Source organism: Agathobaculum butyriciproducens (assembly GCA_003096535.1).
GTDB classification, from domain to species: domain Bacteria; phylum Bacillota; class Clostridia; order Oscillospirales; family Butyricicoccaceae; genus Agathobaculum; species Agathobaculum butyriciproducens.
Map to the genome: position 1 here is coordinate 1 of QEKJ01000012.1, position 21384 is coordinate 21384.

General features: G+C 54.2%; 18 protein-coding genes. 12 read left to right on the top strand and 6 right to left on the bottom strand.

Annotation, left to right across the window (positions count from 1 at the left end; genetic code table 11):
- Window positions 1–119: 119 nt before the first annotated feature.
- The 3 genes from C7386_RS09205 to C7386_RS09215 all read left to right on the top strand — a co-directional run bounded on the left by C7386_RS09205 (window position 120) and on the right by C7386_RS09215 (window position 3719).
- Complete coding sequence (locus tag C7386_RS09205) at window positions 120–944, top strand: hypothetical protein (RefSeq protein WP_110436227.1); 825 nt, start codon at window positions 120–122, stop codon at window positions 942–944.
- A 66-nt stretch (window positions 945–1010) separates the two neighbouring features.
- Entirely contained in the window at window positions 1011–2288 is a 1278-nt protein-coding gene (locus tag C7386_RS09210; protein WP_165815521.1) for a cell envelope integrity TolA family protein, read from the top strand.
- A gap of 18 nt (window positions 2289–2306) precedes the next feature.
- Entirely contained in the window at window positions 2307–3719 is a 1413-nt protein-coding gene (locus C7386_RS09215; protein ID WP_110436229.1) for a YARHG domain-containing protein, read from the top strand.
- A 136-nt stretch (window positions 3720–3855) separates the two neighbouring features.
- Here C7386_RS09215 and C7386_RS09220 read toward each other — a convergent pair whose 3' ends face one another.
- The 3 genes from C7386_RS09220 to C7386_RS09230 are packed head-to-tail and all read right to left on the bottom strand — an operon-like array spanning window position 3856 to window position 5369.
- On the bottom strand, window positions 3856–4548 hold the full coding sequence (locus C7386_RS09220; protein ID WP_110436230.1) for a class II aldolase/adducin family protein: 693 nt from the start codon (window positions 4546–4548) through the stop codon (window positions 3856–3858).
- Between the two features lie 12 nt (window positions 4549–4560).
- Window positions 4561–4896, bottom strand: coding sequence for an HAD family hydrolase (locus C7386_RS09225; RefSeq protein ID WP_110436231.1), 336 nt, complete (start codon window positions 4894–4896; stop codon window positions 4561–4563).
- Window positions 4878–5369 carry a transketolase C-terminal domain-containing protein gene (locus C7386_RS09230; RefSeq protein ID WP_110436232.1) on the bottom strand — a complete coding sequence of 164 codons (492 nt, stop codon included), beginning with the start codon at window positions 5367–5369 and terminating at the stop codon, window positions 4878–4880. Before C7386_RS09230 ends, C7386_RS09225 begins: the two co-directional genes overlap by 19 nt.
- 138 nt (window positions 5370–5507) lie before the next feature.
- Between C7386_RS09230 and C7386_RS09235 the strand changes: the two genes are divergently transcribed.
- The gene (locus tag C7386_RS09235; RefSeq protein ID WP_110436233.1) at window positions 5508–5915 is read left to right on the top strand and encodes an eL24 family ribosomal protein; all 408 of its coding nucleotides are present in this window, start codon (window positions 5508–5510) and stop codon (window positions 5913–5915) included.
- A gap of 469 nt (window positions 5916–6384) precedes the next feature.
- Here C7386_RS09235 and C7386_RS09240 read toward each other — a convergent pair whose 3' ends face one another.
- The 3 genes from C7386_RS09240 to iolG form a co-directional block, all read right to left on the bottom strand.
- Window positions 6385–7218, bottom strand: a complete 834-nt coding sequence (locus tag C7386_RS09240) for a sugar phosphate isomerase/epimerase family protein (protein WP_227108641.1) — start codon at window positions 7216–7218, stop codon at window positions 6385–6387.
- A gap of 13 nt (window positions 7219–7231) precedes the next feature.
- Window positions 7232–8614 (bottom strand): MFS transporter, encoded by a 1383-nt coding sequence (locus C7386_RS09245; protein WP_110436234.1) that lies wholly within the window; start codon window positions 8612–8614, stop codon window positions 7232–7234.
- Window positions 8615–8721: 107 nt separating this feature from the next.
- Complete coding sequence (gene iolG, locus C7386_RS09250) at window positions 8722–9741, bottom strand: inositol 2-dehydrogenase (protein ID WP_110436235.1); 1020 nt, start codon at window positions 9739–9741, stop codon at window positions 8722–8724.
- A gap of 328 nt (window positions 9742–10069) precedes the next feature.
- On the opposite strand from iolG, the gene C7386_RS09255 reads away from it, so the two are divergent.
- The 8 genes from C7386_RS09255 (at window position 10070) to C7386_RS09290 (ending at window position 21100) form a co-directional block, all read left to right on the top strand.
- On the top strand, window positions 10070–10945 hold the full coding sequence (locus C7386_RS09255; protein ID WP_110436236.1) for an AraC family transcriptional regulator: 876 nt from the start codon (window positions 10070–10072) through the stop codon (window positions 10943–10945).
- Between the two features lie 1072 nt (window positions 10946–12017).
- On the top strand, window positions 12018–13970 hold the full coding sequence (iolD, locus tag C7386_RS09260; RefSeq protein ID WP_110436237.1) for a 3D-(3,5/4)-trihydroxycyclohexane-1,2-dione acylhydrolase (decyclizing): 1953 nt from the start codon (window positions 12018–12020) through the stop codon (window positions 13968–13970).
- A 110-nt stretch (window positions 13971–14080) separates the two neighbouring features.
- Window positions 14081–14872: a 5-deoxy-glucuronate isomerase gene (locus C7386_RS09265; RefSeq protein WP_110436238.1), complete on the top strand. Its 792-nt coding sequence runs from the start codon at window positions 14081–14083 to the stop codon at window positions 14870–14872.
- 14 nt (window positions 14873–14886) lie between these two features.
- The gene (locus C7386_RS09270; RefSeq protein ID WP_110436239.1) at window positions 14887–16008 is read left to right on the top strand and encodes an iron-containing alcohol dehydrogenase; all 1122 of its coding nucleotides are present in this window, start codon (window positions 14887–14889) and stop codon (window positions 16006–16008) included.
- A 16-nt stretch (window positions 16009–16024) separates the two neighbouring features.
- The gene (locus tag C7386_RS09275) at window positions 16025–17332 is read left to right on the top strand and encodes an acetyl-CoA hydrolase/transferase family protein (RefSeq protein ID WP_110436240.1); all 1308 of its coding nucleotides are present in this window, start codon (window positions 16025–16027) and stop codon (window positions 17330–17332) included.
- A 304-nt stretch (window positions 17333–17636) separates the two neighbouring features.
- On the top strand, window positions 17637–19082 hold the full coding sequence (locus tag C7386_RS09280; RefSeq protein ID WP_110436241.1) for a 4-hydroxyphenylacetate 3-hydroxylase family protein: 1446 nt from the start codon (window positions 17637–17639) through the stop codon (window positions 19080–19082).
- Between the two features lie 180 nt (window positions 19083–19262).
- Complete coding sequence (locus C7386_RS09285; RefSeq protein ID WP_110436242.1) at window positions 19263–20114, top strand: transketolase; 852 nt, start codon at window positions 19263–19265, stop codon at window positions 20112–20114.
- 14 nt (window positions 20115–20128) lie between these two features.
- Window positions 20129–21100 (top strand): transketolase family protein, encoded by a 972-nt coding sequence (locus tag C7386_RS09290; protein ID WP_116705368.1) that lies wholly within the window; start codon window positions 20129–20131, stop codon window positions 21098–21100.
- Window positions 21101–21384 lie beyond the last annotated feature (284 nt).

A 21384-nucleotide genomic window follows, 5' to 3' on the forward strand; every position in this document is an offset into this window, starting at 1 on the left:
AAGACCGTCTCCCTTCTGGTAGAATACTCGTCTTTATGATAACTCCCAGAAAGACTTTTTTCTACCTTTCCGTGTCTACTTTTATAATAGCATCAGTAAAAGAGACGGAGGAAATTAGTATGATAGGCGCAATTATGATTCTTGCGGTCGTAGCGTATCTGGTTTGGACATTCTGGGGACGCGCTTTCCATGTGATCGGGCAGTATAAAAAAGGCGGCAGTCAGTTCAAATTGTCTGAACCTCTGGATTATGAAGCCATTTATCAGAAGCTAAAGGAGAGACTACAGTATCCGGACAATCGCAATCTGTTTTATGATGAATTTGGACAGCCTTCCATTGCAGGACGATATGGCACGTATACCATTCACACAGAGGATACGCTGCTGACTGTTCAGGCGGAAACAAACGGCAAGCTGAATAAAAACATGCGGCAGACCGAGGAGGCAATGTGCTTGGCAGCGTATATCCGCAAGATTTTTGAGCCTGCGGCACCAGTCAATCCGTATCAGCTGTACAAGCGCATGAGACATGCACGGCGTAACGGCTTAATAATCAGCGTAGTGCTGATTATCGCTGCAGCGGCATATTCTATGGCTGTGCTGTCTCCGGCACTGGACGATACGGCAAAGGTGCGTAATGCGTATCTGTCGCAGTATAGCACAACGGTTACGGTAGGCGATGCGTTCGATAATTTCTTTGGCTCGCCCAAGTGGAAGGCGTACGAGGAAGGTACGCAGGAGCGAGTCGATTTTCAGGGAAACTGCACGTATTCTGGCGAGCAGGTACAGGTTCGCATTGTGTTTGGCATCTACGGGGATACGTTCCAGGTAGATTCGGTGCAGATCAACGGCAAGGAGGCACCGGCGCTGATTTCGGCAGGTCTGTTCTCTGCGGTTTACGGAGAGACGGATTCGTCCGGAGGGACGGTATCCAGTGCAGAATGAATATAAAGCAGGTGAAACCGTATGTTTTTTAAGAAAAAACAGGAACAATCGGCAGAACTAGCGGTAGTGTCAGCAGAATCGTCTGCTGAGCGAAAACTGCCGCTGATTCTGCGCTGGCCAATCAGTATCATACTTTTGTTCGTCATGCCTCCATTCGGCACGGCTGTGGGCATTGGATTAGCAGTTGCACGGCTGATTTTTAACCACAAATATCCGAAATATAAGCTGAAGCTGTGGACAAAACTTATTATTTCGGCACTCTGCATTGCGTTCGTAATATGGGCTGTTGTCACAGCGCCCGAGAGCAGCACGACCACATCAGCAGAGGCAGTACCAACAGAACAGGGTGAATCGCAGGCCACCGAAACAACATCTGAAGCGACAGAAAACAAAACCGTAGAGCAAGAAACAACTTCTCAGGCGGAACAGCAGGCGGCCTCCGAACAGAAAAAGCAGGAAGAGGCAGTTCAGGCGGCGAAGGATGAGACAGAGAAACAGCAGAAGGAGGCAGAAAAGCAGCAAAGGCAGGAGGAGAAAGCTGCTAAAAAGCTGGTACGTCAGCAAAAACGTGCCAACCGGAAAATCGAGAAGGCACTGAGTAAGGAGAAAATCGAGAAGGCGGCAAAAAAGCTCTCCCACGTGAAGGAAAACTGGGTATACGCCTACTATCAGGGGCTGCTGCCGGATTTGATCGAACAGGACGACCGCACACAGCTCGACCGTTATCTCACAATCTACAGGCAGGCGTTTCCGGAGACAGAGCAGATGAAGGACGTGCTCACGGCGTGGGATCAGATCTGTGACGACCAGAAGAAGATGGACGAACTGGACAAGAAATACCGTTCGGACTATTCGGGCGGCATGTCCGGTGCGATAAGTGCTGTGGATAAGGCGGAGGAGCGCACGTTTTATCTGCAGTATAAGCTGAAAAACTCTGCCGCGAACAGCAAAAACAGCGTCATCAGCGCAGTGGGCGAGGCAATCGGCGCGGCGCAGGAGTCGCTGACCGGTACCTATGAGTATCTGGCGAACAACGTGACGAACGACTTTATTCCGTCGATGTTGCAGGGCAACATCGATATGAATGTGTACCCGGGCGATGAGCAGTATGTGCTCATCACGACCAAGCCGTTTTCGCAGGCGGGTGCAACGACGGTGTATGCTTACCAGAGCGGAACGCGCACGCTGACAACCTCGGACGGCTTTGAGAAGGAGGTCGAGTGCTATCGCGTGATGGACAGTACCACGCGGGACACAATCCGGCAGGATTACGAAACGTATTCGGTAGCCGGTATGTCGATCGTGGAGGCAAGCCAGCACATGCAGGAATTGTTAAACAAGTAAAAGAAAGCAGGGAGAATCATGAAACAAAAGATTTGCGGTTTGCTTGCCATGCTGCTGCTGTTATCCGGCTGCGGCTCAAGCACCCCGACCGACACCTCGCCGATGAGCGAGGACGAGATCACGCAGATGTACAGCGATCCGGATTCGTTCAAGGGCCGCACGCTCGAGCTGTACGGCCGTGTGTTCAACGAGCCAGAGTACGATGACGACGGCGTGTATTTCCAGATGTGGGGAGACCCGGAGAACGGAGAGCGCAACACGATCGTAGCCTGCAAGGACACCTCGCTCAAGCTGCAGGATGATGATTATGTGCATATTTTGGGCAGTGTTTCCGGTAAACACGAGGGCGAAAACGCACTGGGCAGCAAAATCATCGCGCCTGCGATCGTTGCGGATTCGGTAGAGGTGGTAACTTATCAGGAGGCCTGTGCGCCGACGCTGTACACCGCGACGGTGCAGACAGCGGCGCAGACACAGTGCGGCTACACGGTTTCGGTCGACTCGGTGGAGCTGGCGGAAAAGGAAACACGCGTTGCGGTTACGGTGACGAACAACGGTGCAGCGGCGTTCAGTATCTACGATTCCAGCGCAAAAATTGTGCAGAACGGCAAGCAGTTCGAGCGGGAGTACAACTCTTATGCGGATTATCCAGAGCTGCAGTCGGATTTGATGGTCGGCGCGAGCACGACCGGCATCATCACCTTCCCGGCACTGGAAAAGGCGGATTTTGACATCACGCTGACTGGCTCGTCGGATGATTGGGACGAAAGCATTGCGCCGTTTACGTTCCATTGCACGTTCGATGACGCGGCAGCGCAGACTCAGCAGGAGCTAGCGGCGGAACAGGCGGCGCCGACCTACATGCTGTACGACGGCACAGCGACCAAGTCTATCGACCTTTCGCTGACCGATACCGTAATTGGCAGCAATAAACTGTGGCCGACGGACACGAAAACCATTACCACGGATGATCTGTCCAAGCTGACGCAAAATGAGGTTGCGGCCGTGCGCAATGAGATTTATGCGCGGCACGGCTATACTTTTACCACGGATGAATGGAAAATTTTCTTTGCCTCGGCGGAGTGGTATCATGCGGACAGTGCGTACTCCAACGATATGCTGAATGCCACGGAAAAAGCGAATGTGGATACCATTCTGAATTACGAAAAGAGTGCAGGCGGACAGCAGGAGAAGACCCGGCCGGAGGATATGGCATCGCAGGCCGCGCTGAATTACTGCCAGACGACCGGCTGGACGAACAGCCGCGTCAATTTTGTGGAAAGCCGTCCGGCGGGCGGATATTATGTCAATGTGATGAAGATAGACGACTCGGATAACAGTTATGAGGAAAATTATGTGGTGACGGTCGAAAACGGAAAGGCAATCGTGACCGGCACCGAGCAGTTTGGCGAATTTACGCCGATCGATTAATTAACAGAATAAATCAAAAAATCAGGACGGAAGGCTCGAGAGACCTTCTGTCCTGATTTTATTAGAGGGGGGTTGGTGATATGGTTTGGTTTGGAAATTTTTTAACTAAGTGAATTGGTAGTTTGTGTGAGATTGGTCAGTCGATGCGCTTTACCAGATCCTCCGGAATCTTGGCAGTGCCCTGACCGTAATACTGGAATACGTCAACCATCTGCTGAATCTGTGCGTCGCTCATCTGCTTGATCTCGCCGTTGACGCAGGCCGCGCGGGCAGCCAGATAGCATTTTGCGGCTTCTTCGAGGTAGACCGCAGCGTAAAGCGCCTGATTGAGATCCTTGCCGACCGTCATAACGCCGTGCTGAGACAGGATAACGGCATGACCGTTGCCGACGTACTTAACCGTATCGATGCCCATATCGATCGAGCCGGCAGCCGAATAGGGTGTGATCGGCACGTTGCCGCCGGCGGCATTGGCCAGTGCGGTAATACATACGCGGAACTCGGTCAGACCCGGAATGAGCGAAACCGCAGTTGCGTACGGCTGGTGGGTGTGGATAACGGCGTTGATGTCCGGACGCTCGCGGAAGATATGCAGGATAGCCGGTGTGTCGGACGAAGGCTTGCGGGTGCCCTCGATGACATTGCCATCGATATCCATGACGATCATATCATCCTCGACCATCTTCTCGTACATCATGCCGGACGGCGTAACGAGAATCTCGCCGGTCGGCATGCGCACGCTCAGGTTGCCGCAGGTCAGCGATACCAGTTCATAGCGGTCGAGCAGGATACCGGCTTCGATGATTTCTTTTTTCATTTCCGAAAACATGATGAATTCCTCCTAAAAAATCGTGAGCAGCTGTTTCGGTCTGCGGACGATGAATTCCGGATGGTAGGGTAGCAGCATTTCGAGCGGCTGATAGCCCCAGGCGGCAGCAGCGGCTGCCGTTTGCGTGTTGCGTGCAGTCTGCATGTCCACATCGGTGTCGCCAACGTAGAGTATCTGCTCACGCGGTATGCCCAGACGCTCGAGCACAGGGTCCATCGAGTACGGATCGGGTTTGGAGATGGTCTCCGGCGTCTGTCCGACGCACAGTTCCATCGCATCACCGAAAAATCGGTCGATGAGCGCACAGGCAACGGCATTGGGTTTATTCGTCAGAACGGCGTTCTTGATGCCACGGGGTTCAGCTCCGCAAGCGTTTCACACACCCCTGCATACGGCTGGGTGAGATAGGTGAAATCGCTGAGGTATGCGGCGCAGTCGTAATCGCGTATCGCGGGCTGAAGTGCGGCGACCCGATCGGGCGGGCAGCCGCCGAGCTTCTTGCCGGTCAGATCCTCGACAGCGGATACGAGGTGCATGGCATCAATGCCGTACTTCTTCATCAGGTACATTTGGGATGCACCGTGCGGATAGCCCGGCAGGCCGATCTTGACCAGACGCTTGCCCAGTCCGTTCTCCGCGATAACATCAGCAACAGCGGAGCCGAGACCGCCGATATCCAGATGGTTTTTGATGGTAACAACGCCGTACTTGCTCTTCTTGATGGCCTCAACGATGGTCGGGTCGGTGAACGGCTTGAGGGTGGAAACGTGCATATGCTGTACGGAAATGCCCTTTTCCTTCAGAACTGCGGTAGCGCGCATGGCTTCCTCGCACAGCTTTATTATAATTGTAAGGCAGCCGGTCAGGAGCCGAAGCTGTTGAATGACGAGCAGATCAGCTCGGTGCTGGAGGCATTCCAGACCTACCGACAGAAATAAATTTTGCAGGAGGGGACCATTATGGAGGAAAAATGCGTATACTGCGGCGGTGATCTGCCGGAAAAGCCGACTAAGGTAAAGGTGCGCACACGCTCGTTTGAGGTGTGCTGTGCGGATTGTGCGGAAAAGACCGAACAGTATATCAAGCTGGATAAGCGATTCAAGACCGCACTGTATCTTCTGGTCTTTCTGGGCGGCATCGGATTTGTTATCAGTGCATTTTTCGGCGGTGACAGTCCGCTGCGCATGATCGGTGCGTATGCCGGTCAGCTTGTTGCGGGACTGACGTTTATCGCGTTTCCGTATCCGGTCACCTCGTTTGAGAGCTTTCACGCGATGAGCATCCGCGGCGTAACGCGGCTGACGCGCATTATCGGCCTTGTGTTGAGCGTGTCGGCAGTCGTGCTGATAGTGCTCACGCTGCGATAAAGAAAATTGTGCGATCGGTCTGACGAAAGTAAGGTCTTTCCATAACCCCAAAGGGCGCTCAAAAGAGCGCTCTTTGGGGTTCTTTGCAGGATTGTCTGAGGTGATGGAAAGCAAAAGGACAGAAGGGTCCAAGTACCTTCTGTCCTTTTGCGGAGAAAATTATATTTGTATTCTGTTTGGAGACTTGAATATAAAATAATAGAGAATAAATTGAATGTGAAATAAGAATGCAGTATAGCACACGCGGCAGATACCGTACCGGCTCATAACCTCGACCGGAGAATCAGTCGGAACGGATGCGATACGCAGCGTGCTGCGGGTACCAACGATTTCGGTCTCAACATGAGATGCAGTATTGGGATGATGGCAACCGCCTCGACGTTCGGGTCAGCGCATAGCTCCTTCGGGTCCTGATATACGGCTGTGCTCTTTGGGTGTGAATATGGAATTAATCTGCGATTCGGGAAAATTAACCGAGGAACGGACGGGTGGTTTCCGCGCCCATGCGGATCACATCCTCAGCAGGCATTCTCCAGTATTCCGGACGGAACAGCTCGAGGCACGCAGGGCCGTCGTAGCCGACTGCCTGTACCGCATCAGCAACCTCCTGCACCGGAATGGCACCCAGGCCGGGCATCAGACGGTGACAGTGGTCGAGGATGCCGAGCGGCAGGTCCTCGCAGTCGTTGATGTGGAACACGAACAGCTTCTCCTTGGGAATTTTGCGGATGAAATCAACGTCCGCGCACTTGTCGTGCAGGTAAACATTGATGCAGTCCACGGTCAGACCAACGCTGTCGCGGTTTACGGCGTTTACGATCTCGAGCGCCTGACGTACGCTGTTGACGCACCACTTCTTGTCGCCGATCGGCTCGAAGGACAGCTTGACACCGTACGGCTCGGCAATGTCGGCGAGTTCGTTCAGCACCTTCACCGAGTCGTCGAAAATTTCCTTCTCGTTCCTGGTGCAGATCTCATTGGTGACAGTCGGCACCACGATGATATACGGATTGCCGATCTGCTGTGCCACCTTGCAGCCGAAGGTAAACAGCTCTACGAGCTTTGCCCACTCCTCCGGCGTGCAGAAGTTGATGTTTTCAATGGAGTTGAATGCAAACGGCTTGATATGGCTCTTTGCAAAAAAAGCCTTGAGATCGTCCACGGTGTGGGTTTTGAGATACTCCTGCAGCATATCAAGGCGCAGCTCGATATAGTCATAGCCGTACTTTTCGCACAGCAGCAGGTCGTTTTCAACCGTGGAATTTTCCTTGCAGGTTGCTTCGTTATATCCGAGTTTCAGCATAAGACAGTCTCCTTTACATTTCACCGCGCGCTTCACGCTCGGTGAGTTCCTTCATAATGGTGGGGTAAATCTTATCCAGCTTGTAGAACAGCAGGACGATAATGGCAACGATCCAAACGAGGATCGGACCGATTCTAAAGATAGAGGAAATCATTTGCTGGGCAGAAGTCGGCTGCATGGCACCGCCGGTAACCGAGCTGAGGAAGCCTGCGCCCTCGAGCATGGCGGTCATAACCGCACTGGTGATGCCGGTGCCGATCTTAAAGCCGAGCGAGCCGCCGCCGAAGATCAGGCTTTCCTGACGCAGATGGCTCTTCCACTGACCGTACTCTACAACATCGCCCATCATGCCGAATACCAGAGAGGTCAGCGGAGCCTGACCGAGCGAGCGGATGATGGTCATTACCAGAATCCACCTGAAGCTCATCGGGTTTACCATAATGAGGGCATGGGCGATAACAACTACGATACAGCCGGCGAGCGACAGATTGCGCTTGTTGAATTTCTGCAGCAGCATCGGACACAGCAGCGCGCCAACGATCAGTGCGACGATCTCGGAGGTGTAAATGACGCTGTAATACCATTCATCGTTGCCGAGAACATATTTGCAGTAGTACGGCAGGTCGGTGCCGATGATGGTGGTATGAACGCAGGTGACAGTCCACAGAATGAGCGTTGCCCAGAAATACGGGTTGCCAAGCAGCGCTTTAATCGCGCGGGAAGCGGGAACCTTGGGCTGCTCCTGTGCGGTGGATTCAAAATTAACGGTTTCCTTGCAGCGAACAAAACAGATGACGAGCAGAGCAAGTGCGATGGCACACCAGATGCTCATGGTCTTGATCCAGGCGGCCTGATCGTTGCCGAACAGCTTGACGACCGGCATAGTAAAGGTTACGGCAATGATCTTGCCGATCGGAGACAGTGCCATACGCACAACGGACAGCAGGTCGCGCTCGTGCGAGGAGCGGGTCATCATGGTGGACAGGGTGCCGTAGGGCACGTTGATTGCGGTGTAGCATACGGTGGTGCACAGGTTATAAGTAACAAAAATGTACCAGAACTGAACGGTTGTGCTGCTGTGCGGCACACAGAACATCGCAACCGCGCACAGAACATACGGTACGCTCATCCATAAAATCCACGGACGGGCCTTACCCCATTTTGATTTGGTCTTGCTCACGATGATGCCCATGATAACGTCGGACGAGCCGTCAAAAATACGCGAGATCAGCATGACCAGACCGACGGTAACGACCGGAATACCGCAGTAATCCGTATAGAACAGGGTGAGCAGCGCGGTGATCATGCCGAACACAACGTTGCAGGCAGTGTCGCCTAAACCATAGGCAATGCGGGTTCCCCAGCCAAGGGAGGCAGTGTTGTTCTTTTCACTCATAAGGAGCAACCCCTCTTTCTCTTCTCAGAAAACGGAAGCCGCCGCCGGGTGCGGCGGCTTGCCTTAACTCTTTCTCTTCTCTTTGCTTGTGGTAATGCGAGGATAAATTACTCGATTTCGCTCAGCTTGACCGGACGGCCTTCCTTCATGGACAGGTTTGCTGCCATGGCGATCTTGACCGGCTGCAGACCGTCAAAACCGGTTACCAGCGTGTCGGTGTCGTTCAGAACGGCATCGGTGAACGCCTTTGCCTCTGCGATGAATGCGTTGTTGTAGCGCTCGAGGAAGAACCAGGTCGGCTTTGCAACCTCGACGCCTGCGGCAGAGGAGATCATGGCGGTGTTGTTCAGATCGTTTGCAACCTGCACGCAGCCCTGGTCGCAGTGAACCTCGGTGCGCTGGTCGTAGCCGTAGTGTGCGGCACGGGAGTTGTCGATCACGCCGAGTGCGCCGTTCTCGAACTTCATCATTACAATGGCGGTGTCCACATCGCCGTATTCCTCGTAGCCTGCACCGGAGAGCGCTGCACCGTAAGCGGTAACCTCGGTAACCTCGCTGCTTGCCAGATAGCGAACCATGTCGAAATCATGGATGGTCATGTCCATGAAGATACCGCCGGAAACCTTGATATAGCTCATCGGCTGATGATCAGGATCGCGGGAAGTGACCTTGATGAGATTGGGCTTGCCCAGCTTGCCGGAAGCGACCGTATCGCGGACGGCCTTGTGGTTGTGGTCAAAGCGGCGAACGAAGCCGACCTGCAGCTTAACGCCTGCCTTCTTTACCGCAGCGAGGGCTTCCTCGATCTTTGCCAGCTTGGTGTCGATCGGCTTCTCGCAGAAGATGTGCTTGCCGGTCTGCGCAGCGCGCATGATGAAGTCTGCATGCGTTGCGGTGGAGGAGCAGATGAACACGGCCTCGATGGTCGGATCGCCAAAGATCATCTCGGGATCATCGTAGCACTTCTCAATACCCATGTCCGCTGCCCATGCGCGGGTCGCATCGTTCATGAACGGATCAGCCACTGCGTAGAGGTCTGCGTTCGGTACGGCATGTGCCAGATTTTCGCCGTGCAGCTTGCCGATTCTGCCTGCACCCAGCAGACCGATTCTTACCTTGTTTGCCATTTTTTCTTGCACTCCTTTTTTACTCTGAAACCTGAATTGACGCGCTTGCTCAAAAAGCAGTATGTTAGAAGTTTTTTTCTGTGTTTTTATGATATAATAATTATATAATAATTGCACACAAAGAAGATCGATGTAAAAATACCGAATAAAACAACGATATAAACTGCTGTTTTTGAATCGTTTGCGCTTTTCTTGTGATTATTATACAAATAAAGTCTGTGAGAGCGTTATCGTGTTCTTGTGGAAAAAACAGCAGGATTTTCCGAGGGGAAGAAAGAAAATCGAGGGAAGGCTTTCGTAATCTTGTGATTCTTAGGAGGGAGCATACATGGAAAACAAGCCGCGTAAACTGAGCGGAACATTCTTCAACTGCATTTCGATCGACCGCAATTACAACAACCAGCAGTCTATACTTCCGCATATGCACGACGACCGTCTGGAGCTGTTCTATGTGTGCAGCGGACAAGGACAGTACATGGTGGATAACCGGTATTACCCGATTGGAGAGGGCGACATTGTTATCTGCAATCAGGGTGTGCTGCACGGCGAGGAACCCGATCAGGTGCGGCAGATCCGGTCGTACAGCATCGCAATTACCGATGTCAATGCAGAAGGTCTGCCGCCTAACTGCCTGATTGCAGAAGGAGAGTATCCGGTTGTCTCGTGCGGACAGCTTGCCAGGCAGGTAGGCGAGACCATGCACCTGCTGTATCTGCTCAGCGCCGATGCGGGAAACCTGCATGCCGTGTGCTGCAGTCTGGCAGAGGCAATGCTGAATCTGACCGATTCCCTGCTCCGCAGTCGTATCCACCAGCAGGAGCAGCAGCGTGAAATGCCGTCTGTGCTGGCGCACCGCGTGCGGCGCTATCTGGATGCACACCACTGTGAGCCGATCACGCTGCGTATGGTGGCGGAGCGACTGCGCGTGAGCGAGTATTATCTGGCGCATGTGTTTAAGCAGGAGTTTGGCGTGCCGCCTATGCAGTATGTGATGAAACGCCGGATTGGTGAGGCGCAGGGTTTTCTGATGAATACCAGCATTCCAATCGCCGAGATTGCGGATACACTCGGCTTCAGCAGTATCTGTCACTTCAACGCCATGTTTAAGAAGTACACCGGCACACCGCCCGGCAAGTTCCGGCAGTCATTCAAGCAGAGCATCACGCACAGCGAAAAAGGAAAAAGTGAAGAAAAGGAATCGTAAAACGGAAAACACCGTGCAGAGCAGTAACGCTTTGCACGGTGTTTTTTCTATCTTACTTACAAATAGAAGCAGTAGTAATCGACTGCAGCTGATTCGCGCGTTAGCGCGCATTTAATAGCATTTGTTTTGCAAATGCCAAAAAAGAGGGAGCATGCATCACTCTTTTTTGACTTCTGGAGGGAGAAAGTTTCGACCATAGAGAGGAACTTTCGTACGACTTTGGAACGGCCTACGGTCCGTTCCTCTTGTCGGCCAAACTGTAGTTTGGCGACAGCATATAGAAGAATGGCGCAGCCGAGAGAGAGGGCGGCTGCGCCGGTGAAATGGAGATGTGTGTGAAATTAGAGAGATTAGCGGTAATCGTATTCTGAGGGAGCCGTCGGTTCACACGGCAGCGCGCTCTGCGTGAAGTACATATTTGCGAAGATGACTGCAATAGAAATGATAGTGAATAACATAATGAACGCTCCTTTCGCCGTTTGAGTTCGGCTTTCTTTTGATGATTCTATTGTAGCCCCTGGGACGCGGTTTTTCTTCTAACTTCTTGTATTTCATAGAGTTGAGCAAGAATCTGCAATTTGACCGGCGCAGACGGCCAGCATACGCGGAAAACGGCAGCAATAACTTGTAAAAAACGGTGAAAATACAGTCTGTGAGCGAAAAATAAAAGTAAGAGAAAAATTGCATATTTTTATAAAATATTGAGATATATACATTTTTACTTATTGTATGGGACGGAAAATATGAAAATTTGCAATGGTGTTATACCACGTTTTCAGCCCGATAGCGAGATATTAAAAAAACAGGTGCAAAGCACAGACCGCAAGCGGGAGCGGCAGGCACGGAAAATAATGCGATAGGGGAGAGAAAAGTTCTGGATTCTATAATAAAATGTGAAAATATTTGTATGTAACGTAAAAATATAAGAAAAAAGGCAATTCCTCAAGATGTTAGAAGAAAAGCAAACCCTCAAATGCTAAACTTAAATCATCAAAAGAGAACACCGCCGGGAGCGAAAAGAAAGAGCCTCGGCAGGAAAGAAATGAGTAAAGCATTTGAGGAGGAAAACACAATGAGCAAAACCAGAATGACAGTCGGTCAGGCGATCGTCAAGTTCCTGAACCAGCAGTACATTGAGATGGACGGCAAAGAGGAACCCTTCGTAGACGGCATGTTCACGATCTTCGGTCACGGCATGGTAGTCGGTCTCGGACAGGCGCTGGAAGAGGATCCGGGCCACCTGAGAGTTTACCAGGGCCGCAACGAGCAGGGCATGGCACACGCCGCCATCAGCTACGCAAAGCAGCACAACCGCCGCAAGATCATCGCCTGCACCTCGTCCATCGGCGTTGGCGCAGCAAACATGGTAACCGCAGCACTGACCGCTACCATCAACAACATCCCGCTGCTGCTGTTCCCGTCCGATTACTTCGCAACCCGTCAGCCGGATCCGGTTCTCCAGCAGCTCGAGGTTCCGAACGACCTGTCCATGTCCGCTTCCGACTGCTTCAAGCCGGTTGCCAAGTACTGGGATCGCATTTCCCGTCCGGAGCAGCTGATGAGCGCGATGGTCAATGCAATGCGCGTCCTGACCGACACCGCAAACTGCGGCACGGCAGTTATCTCGCTCCCGCAGGATGTACAGGGTGAGAGCTTCGATTTTCCGGATTACTTCTTCCAGAAGCGCGTACATCACGTTGCACGCCGCGTAGCGGATGACTACGATATCGAGAAGGCAGTTGAGATGATCAAGGCTTCCAAGAAGCCGATGTTCATCGCAGGCGGCGGCGTTCGTTACTCCGAGGCCGGTCAGACCGCAATGGACTTCTGCAAGGCGTTCAACATTCCGGTTTCTCAGACCCAGGCCGGCCATTCCTGCCTGCCGGATTCGTTTGATCTGGCAGTCGGCGGCATCGGCGTAACCGGCGGTCTGGCGGCGAACGCACTCTGCAAGGACTGCGACCTTGTTATCGGTGTCGGCACTCGTTTCAACGACTTCGTAACCGGCTCCAAGTGGGTGCTGTTCCGCAACCCGGATATTAAGGTTCTGGCAATCAATACTTCCGAGTTCCACGCGGAAAAGCTGGACGCAACTCGCTGCATCGGCGACGCAAAGGTTACTCTCGAAGCGATCATGGCAAAGCTCAAGGCAGACGGCTACAAGTCCGGCTACACCACCGAAATTCAGGATATCCGCAAGGTTTGGGAAGAAGAGCGTCTGCGCGTTCTGGGCGTTCAGTACAAGGGCGAGGGCTTCGGCGAGGGCAAGTTCGTACCGTGCGTTCCCAGCTGGACCGAGAAGATCATGAACGATTTCGTTGACCAGATCGGCGGCACCATCACCGAGTCCAACGCAGTCGGCATCCTCCGCGAGGAGGCAGACGACGACGCAATCGTGGTTGCAGCAGCAGGCTCGCTGCCGGCTGACCTCGAGCGTCTGTGGGTCACCGACGCACCGAACTCCTACAATATGGAATACGGCGCTTCCTGCATGGGCTATGAGATCGCGGGTGCGTTCGGCGCCAAGCTGGCTGAGCCGGACAAGGAAGTTTACGCTCTGGTTGGTGACGGCTCCTTTATGATGCTCAACTCCGAGATCCCGACCGCAATGCAGGAGAATGCGAAGATCACCGTTGTTGTATTCGACAACTGCGCATTCGGCTGCATCAACAACCTGCAGATGGGCAACGGCGTTGGCTCTCTGGCGACCGAAATGCGTCACCGCAACGAGACCACCGGCAAGCTGGACGGCGACTACTGCTACACCGACTTCGGCAAGATCGGTGAGGGCTTCGGTATGAAGGCGTTCTACGCCAAGACTCCGGACGAATTCCGCAAGGCCGTTCAGGATGCTAAGAAGGAAAGCGTTTCCTGCATCATCGACGCAAAGGTTCTGCCCAAGACCATGGCGGAGGGCTACGAGTCCTGGTGGCACATCGGCGTGGCATCTACCTCCAAGTCTGATGAGGTAAAGGCTGCACGCAAGCGAATCGATGATCATCTGGCAGAAGCACGCATGTACTAATTAAACGCAGATTCAATATGAGCCGCCCGTTTTCGGACGGGCGGCTTTCCTTGTATATAAGGTATAGATACGCAATCTGGTATAGAGCAAAGAAAAGAGGAGCAAGAATTATGAAATATACGCACAAGGCCCCCTTCGATAAGGGCTATAACGGCATGGTTTCGGCAGTTGAGCATCCGGAAATGATGGGCATGGAGTTCGGCGTGGTCAAGATGGCAGCCGGCGATGTGATGCACTTCGACTATGCGCAGGAGGTTGTTTACGACCTGATGAGCGGCAGCGTGACCTTCGCATGGAACGGCAATTCCGAGACCGTTACCCGCAAAGACGTGTTCCATGAGGGTGCGATCCTGCTGCATGTGCCGCAGAATACCAGAGTGACCATCTCTGCCGAGAGTGACGCGGAGATTGCAGTATCCCGCACGGAAAACAAGCGCGATTTCGCGGCTCGTCTGCTGCGTCCGGAGGATTGCCTGTGTGCAAACGAGGAGCGCGGCGCCGGTCAGATGAACGAGTGCTCGACCCGTCTGGTGCGCACGTTCTTTGACCGCTCCAACTGCCCGGAAACCAACTTCTTTATCGGTGAAGTGGTGCATTTCCCCGGCAAGTGGTCCTCTTATCCGCCGCATCAGCACGTTGAGCCGGAGCTGTACTACTACAAGTTCCTGCCGGAAAACGGCTACGGTCTGGCAGAATATGGCGACGATGCCTTCAAGGTTAAGAACAACGACCTGACCGGCATGCCGGAAAATGTAACGCACTCTCAGGCCGCTGCGCCCGGCTATGCGGAGTATTACCTGTGGTGCATCCGTCTGCAGGACGACAAGAACATCGTGACCACCGTTGTACCCGAGTATGAGTGGGTGACCAAGGCGGACGCGAAGTATTTCCCGGACATTTAAGGGAGGCAAGCGGCATGAAAGCATTTAAGATCGTTCCCTCTATCGCGGAGTATATGGATTTCCGCACGCTGGCGAAGGAATTAAACCTCGGCGAACGTGACCTGATTCTGACGAATGAATATATTTACAATCCGACGATTGCGGCACTGAATCTCGGCTGCCATACCTGTTTTCAGGAAAAGTTTGGCGGCGGTGAGCCGACCGACATTATGGTTGACGCCATCCTCGACGACCTGCGCGGCAAGGAGTTTGACCGTATTATCGCGGTCGGCGGCGGCACCGTTATCGACATTGCCAAGGTGTTGACCGTTGCCAAGGCCACCGACCGTGTGGACGATCTGTACGACCGCATGGCAAACCTCGAGAAGGAGCATGAGCTGATCATCGTGCCGACTACCTGCGGCACCGGCTCTGAGGTTACCAACATTTCCATCATCAACCGCACCACTAAGGGTGTCAAGGTCGGTCTGGTATCGCCCGCGATGTTCGCGGATGAGGCGGCGCTCGTGCCCGGTATGCTGCTCAGCCTGCCGTATCCGGTGTTCGCGACTTCTTCCATCGATGCGATGGTCCACGCGGTGGAGAGCTATCTCTCTCCGAATGCGTGTGCACTGAGCGAGCTGTTCTCCGCCAAGGCGCTGCACCTCATCCTGTCCTGCTGGAAGGACGCTGTTGCAGCGGGCGGCAAGGATGCGTGGAAGAAGCATGCACTTGAGTTTCTGCGCGCCTCCAACTACGCAGGTATCGCGTTCGGCCATGCAGGCTGCGCGGCTGTTCACGCGATGGCATATCCGCTCGGCGGCGTGCACCATATTCCGCATGGGCAGGCAAATCAGCTGATGTTCGCGGATGTCATGCGCAAGTACCAGGAAAAGAAGCCGATTGGAAAGCTGAATCAGCTGGAAGAACTTCTGGGTGCAGAACTGGACGTAGAACCGGTATTTTCGCTTGAAAACCTGTACAAATTGATGGACGAGGTATTGAAAAAGGATCCCCTGCACGAACACGGAGTAACCGCTGACGAGCTGCCGGTCTTTGCAAAGAATGTCATTGAAACCCAGCAGCGCCTGCTCGGCAACAACTATGTGGAGCTGTCCGAGGACGATCTGCTCGACATTTACCGCAAGGCATTTTAACTGCGGAGGGACAAGCATGGATTGGAGAACGTATTATAAGGAGCACACGATGACCCCGGAACAGGCGGTCAGTGTGATCCATGACGGCGACCGCGTGGTATTCGGCCATGCGGTAGGCGAGCCGATCATCTTTCAGCGTACGATGGCGCGCATGGCAGAGCAGTTCCACAATGTGGAGGTCGCTCACATGGTTTATCTCGGCTCGGGCGAGTATCTGCAGCCCGGCATGGAGAGCCATTTCCGTCATAACGCGCTGTTCGTCGGCGGCCCGGCGCGCAAGCCCATTGCCGAGCACCGCGCGGACTACACCCCGGTGTTCTTCTCGGACGTACCGCGTATGTTCCGCGACAACACCCTGCCGGTGGACGTTTTCGCGTTCACCTGCTCGCCTCCGGACGAGCGCGGCTACGTTTCGCTCGGCCTGTCGTGCGATTACGGCGCACAGGCGGTCAAATCTGCGAAAACCGTTATCGCTGAGGTAAACCCGAATATGCCGCGCACCTATGGCGAGAGCTTTGTGCACGTTTCCGAGATCGACGGCTTCCTGTGCTCGTGGGAGCCGCTGCCCGAGTCCAAGCCGCCCAGGATCGGTGAGGAGGACCGCGCCATCGGCAAGTACATTGCCGAGCTCGTGCGCGACGGTGACTGCCTGCAGCTCGGCATCGGTGCGGTGCCGGATGCGGTCTGCTCGTTCCTCGGCGACAAACACGACCTCGGCCTGCACACCGAGATGATCTCGGACGGCGTGCTGCCGCTGCTTGAAAACGGCAACATTAACGGCAAGCGCAAGCAGCGCGACGTCGGCAAGGTGAGCGTCACCTTCCTGATGGGCACGCGCAAGCTGTACGATTTCGTGGATAATAACCCGATTATTAACATGCTTCCGGTGGATGTCTGCAACAATCCGGCGGTTATCGCGGAGAACGACAACGTGGTTTCCATTAACTCCTGCGTCGAGGTCGATCTGCAGGGGCAGGTCTGTGCCGAGGCGATCGGCCTGCGCCAGATTTCCGGCATCGGCGGCCAGATGGACTTTGTGCGCGGCGCAAACTTGTCCAAGGGCGGCCGTTCCATCATTGCGCTGCACTCGACCACCAAGGACGAGTCTGCATCTAAGATTGTTACAACCATCACCACCGGCGGTCCGGTTACCACTAGCCGCTGCGATGTCAATTATATTGTCACCGAGTACGGCGTGGCGCAGCTTCGCGGTCAAACGCTCCGCGAGCGCGCAAAGCGTCTGATTGCCATTGCGCATCCAAAATTCCGCGAAGAACTTGCCGAGGAATTCGAGAAGCGCTTCGGTGAAAAACTCAAGGTGTAACCAATTAAAATGCAACATACAGCAGGGGGTCATAACGATGAAAAAGACATTCTCCCGTTTTCAAATCGCCTATATTCATGTGATTTTGCTGCTGCTGATCATGCTCTCCGGCTGGTGCGTTTATATCACAAGCCTGATGCTGAGCGTATAATTTCGTGGATATGCGCCGAAAAACCGATTTTTCTGCTATTCTCATTACAAATCAGACTATTCCCTTCATGTCTCCTCAAATATGTTATAAAAATCGGTGAATCGGCGCTTTTTCCTATTGCAAAGAAAGAAAAAGGACAAGGAAGATGATATTATGATGACAAAAGACCAGTACATCGACTCTCTGCGGGGGCTGCACCTGAACCTGTACAGCTTCGGCAAGAAGGTTGAAAACGTAGTGGACAACCCGATCGTTCGTCCGTCGCTCAACTCGTTTGCGGCAACGTACGAGCTGGCAGAGGACCCGCAGTACGAAGATCTGATGACAGCCACCTCCAATCTGACCGGCAAAAAGGTAAACCGCTTCACCCACCTGCATCAGTCCACGGACGACCTCATCAAAAAGGTAAAGATGCAGCGCCTGCTCGGCCAGAAGACCGCAGCGTGCTTCCAGCGCTGTGTCGGCATGGATGCCGCTAACGCGGTTTACTCCACCACCTTTGAGACCGACGAGGCTTGCGGCACCAAGTACCACGAGAATTTCGTCAAGTTCTGGACCGATGTGCAGAACAACGATTGGGGCGTTGACGGCGCTATGACCGACGTTAAGGGCGACCGCGGTCTGTCTCCGTCCAAGCAGGCCGACCCGGATTTGTTCCTGCACGTTGTCGAGCGCACCGCGGACGGCGTTTACGTTACCGGCGCAAAGGCGCACCAGACTGGCTACCTGAACAGCCATTATGTTCTGGTTATGCCGACCATCTCCATGCGTGAGGGCGACGAGGACTACGCAATTTCCTTCGCATGCCCGACCGACGCGGAAGGCATCACCCTGATTCTGGGCCGTCAGTCCTGTGACACCCGCAAGACCGAGGAACATAACGACATCGACGTCGGCAACAAGGTTTACGGCGGTCACGAGGTTCTGGTTATTTTCGACCGTGTATTCATTCCGAACGACATGATCTTCCTCAACGGCGAAACCCAGTTTGCCGGCATGATGGTAGAGCGCTTCGCAGGCTATCACCGTCAGTCCTACGGCGGCTGCAAGGTCGGCGTTGGCGATGTGCTCATCGGCGCTACCGCGCTGGCAGGTGAGATGGCGGGCTCGGCCAAGGCTTCTCATGTCAAGGACAAGCTCATCGAGATGACCCACCTGAACGAAACCCTGTACTGCTGCGGCATTGCATGCTCGTCTCAGGGCACCAAGACCAAGAGCGGCAACTACCTGATCGACCTGCTGCTGGCAAACGTCTGCAAGCAGAACGTCACCCGCTTCCCGTATGAGATCGCTCGTCTGGCACAGGATCTGGCCGGCGGCATCATGGTAACCCAGCCGTCCGAGGCGGATTACCGCAACCCGGCAACCCACGCTTACATCGAGAAGTACCTCAAGGGTGTGGCTTCCGTGCCCACCGAGGATCGTATGCGCCTGCTGCGCCTGATCGAGAATATGACGATGGGCACCGCCGCAGTCGGCTATCTGCCGGAGTCCATGCACGGCGCAGGTTCTCCGCAGGCTCAGCGCATCATGATCGCCCGTCAGTCCAACATGGAAATGAAGAAGGAACTGGCGAAGAAGATCGCAAGAATCAAGTAATTTCTGTGAAAGCTGCGGCACAGGAGAAGCTCTGGCGGTTCCATGTCAAAAATGGAGTATGTCTAACCGGCAGGGCGGACCCGAAACGCAGCCTCACCGATAAAAACTGACAAGACCCGTCCTTTTTATTGCGGAAGGGCGGGTTTTGTTCTGCAAACCGTAATTTCAAGGAGGAAAGCAATGGATAAGCAAAAACTGCACGAGCTGCGTGTGTTTGCGACGGAAATCCGTCTGGAAACGCTCAAGGTGATCGCGTCCCGCGGTTTTGGTCACGTTGGCGGCTCTATGTCGATGGCGGACGCAATGGCCGTTCTGTACGGCGAGGTCATGCACATCGACCCGAAGAATCCCCACTGGGAGGACCGCGACTGGTTCGTTCTGTCCAAGGGACACGGCGGCCCGGTCATGTACGCAACGCTCGGCCTCAAGGGATATTACCCGATGGAGAGCGCCTACACGCTCAACCAGCCGAACACGGATTTCCCGTCCCACACTGACCGCAGCAAGACCATCGGCGTTGACCTGACGACCGGTTCGCTCGGTCAGGGTATGAGCGAAGCCATCGGCGCCGCACTCGGCAGCCGCGTGCAGAACCGTCCGAGCCGTGTTTACGTTGCCGTAGGCGACGGTGAGTGCGATGAGGGCCAGATCTGGGAAGGCGCACAGTTTGCCGCGCACTACAAGCTGGATAACCTCGTATGTCTCGTAGACAACAACGGCCGTCAGCTGGACGGCGCAGTTGCCGATGTTATGAGCCACGGCAAGGGTATCGGCGCCAAGTTTGACGCATTCGGCTGGAACGTTATCGACGTAGCCGACGGTAACGACGTAGAGCAGATCTTGGGCGCGCTCGAGCAGGCGAAGGCGTGCAAGGGCAAGCCGACCTGCCTGATTCTGAACACGGTAAAGGGCAAGGGAGCAACCTTTGCCGAGCCGTCCGGCGCACATTCTTCGCAGCCGACTAAGGAGCAGTGGGATGAAGCGATTGCCGCATCCGAAGCCGCTCTGGCTGCAGTGAAAAACGAAAAGTAAGGGAGGGGAAAACAATGAGTTTTACTTTGATCGGCAAGCATGAAAAGGATAGCCGCGCCAACCGCGACGGCTATGTAGAAGCCATGCTCGAAATGATGGCGGAGAACCCAAAGCTGGTGCATATCGACTGCGACCTGATGGGCTGCATCAACACCGGAAAGCTGCTGAAGGCGTTCCCGGCCCAGACCTTTAACGCAGGCATCGCGGAGCAGAACGCGATGGGCGTTGCCTCCGGCATGGCAGCCACCGGCCTGACCGTGTTCGCGCACTCGTTTGGCTGCTTTGCTGCCCGCCGCATGTTCGATCAGGCATTTCTGGCAGCGGGCTACTCTGAGCTGCCGGTGCATGTCATCGGTTCCGACCCGGGTGTCTGCGCAGCATTCAACGGCGCAACTCATATGCCGTTTGAGGACTGTGCGCTGTACATGAACATCCCGAACGCAGTCGTTATCGACTCGTGCGATTTTGCACAGACCAAGGCACTGACCAGGAAGCTGGCTGCCTGCGGCAGCCCGTCCTACATGCGCCTGATCCGCAAGGGCTTTACCACGGTTTACGCGGATGGCTCTGATTTTGAGATCGGCAAGGGCGTTACGCTGCGTGACGGCAAGGACGTGACCATTATTGCCTCCGGTATTTTGGTAGACGAGGCACTCAAGGCCGAAGAAATGCTGGCAGCAAAGGGTATTTCTGCCCGCGTGATCGACATGCACACCTGGAAGCCGCTTGACGAGGAGCTGGTGCTCCGCGCGGCTGCAGAGACCGGCTGCATCGTCACAGCGGAGAACCATCAGGTCGGCACCGGCCTCGGCTCTGCCATTACCAACCTGACGAGCGCAAAGAATCCGGTTCCGGTGGAGCGCATCGGCATCCAGAACCGCTTCGGTCAGGTCGGTCCGCAGGATTTCCTTATGCAGCAGTATAACCTCACTGCAGAGGATATCGTGGCGGCGGCTCTGCGCGCCATTGCCCGCAGGCAGGGATAATTCAATTACAGTAAAGCTCCCGTCGGAACGGTTGATCGGTTCCGGCGGGAGCTTTTCTGCGCGCAGCAGCGGACACGGCGCTGAGGAAGAAATGCATAATTTTTGCTTGAAAAGATTGGTGAGAAGTGAGATTGCTTTTCTGACGAAACAGGGATAGAATTATAAGTACAAGTTACGCAAACGTTTGCGAAAAAGAAAACGGAATGCATAACCACACGAATCTGTTGCACGGGGAGGAGGAATGAGATTTCGCTGCAGAATCGAGAAAGAAAAAGAATTTTAAG

What these genes read in the sequence shown, in the direction of transcription:
- C7386_RS09205 (WP_110436227.1), top strand. Translation starts at nt 120, where the DNA reads ATGATAGGCGCAATTATGATTCTTGCGGTCGTAGCGTATCTGGTTTGG.
- C7386_RS09215 (WP_110436229.1), top strand. Translation starts at nt 2,307, where the DNA reads ATGAAACAAAAGATTTGCGGTTTGCTTGCCATGCTGCTGCTGTTATCC.
- C7386_RS09220 (WP_110436230.1), bottom strand. Translation starts at nt 4,548, where the DNA reads ATGTTTTCGGAAATGAAAAAAGAAATCATCGAAGCCGGTATCCTGCTC.
- C7386_RS09230 (WP_110436232.1), bottom strand. Translation starts at nt 5,369, where the DNA reads ATGCGCGCTACCGCAGTTCTGAAGGAAAAGGGCATTTCCGTACAGCAT.
- C7386_RS09235 (WP_110436233.1), top strand. Translation starts at nt 5,508, where the DNA reads ATGGAGGAAAAATGCGTATACTGCGGCGGTGATCTGCCGGAAAAGCCG.
- C7386_RS09240 (WP_227108641.1), bottom strand. Translation starts at nt 7,218, where the DNA reads ATGCTGAAACTCGGATATAACGAAGCAACCTGCAAGGAAAATTCCACG.
- C7386_RS09245 (WP_110436234.1), bottom strand. Translation starts at nt 8,614, where the DNA reads ATGAGTGAAAAGAACAACACTGCCTCCCTTGGCTGGGGAACCCGCATT.
- iolG (WP_110436235.1), bottom strand. Translation starts at nt 9,741, where the DNA reads ATGGCAAACAAGGTAAGAATCGGTCTGCTGGGTGCAGGCAGAATCGGC.
- C7386_RS09255 (WP_110436236.1), top strand. Translation starts at nt 10,070, where the DNA reads ATGGAAAACAAGCCGCGTAAACTGAGCGGAACATTCTTCAACTGCATT.
- iolD (WP_110436237.1), top strand. Translation starts at nt 12,018, where the DNA reads ATGAGCAAAACCAGAATGACAGTCGGTCAGGCGATCGTCAAGTTCCTG.
- C7386_RS09265 (WP_110436238.1), top strand. Translation starts at nt 14,081, where the DNA reads ATGAAATATACGCACAAGGCCCCCTTCGATAAGGGCTATAACGGCATG.
- C7386_RS09270 (WP_110436239.1), top strand. Translation starts at nt 14,887, where the DNA reads ATGAAAGCATTTAAGATCGTTCCCTCTATCGCGGAGTATATGGATTTC.
- C7386_RS09275 (WP_110436240.1), top strand. Translation starts at nt 16,025, where the DNA reads ATGGATTGGAGAACGTATTATAAGGAGCACACGATGACCCCGGAACAG.
- C7386_RS09280 (WP_110436241.1), top strand. Translation starts at nt 17,637, where the DNA reads ATGATGACAAAAGACCAGTACATCGACTCTCTGCGGGGGCTGCACCTG.
- C7386_RS09285 (WP_110436242.1), top strand. Translation starts at nt 19,263, where the DNA reads ATGGATAAGCAAAAACTGCACGAGCTGCGTGTGTTTGCGACGGAAATC.
- C7386_RS09290 (WP_116705368.1), top strand. Translation starts at nt 20,129, where the DNA reads ATGAGTTTTACTTTGATCGGCAAGCATGAAAAGGATAGCCGCGCCAAC.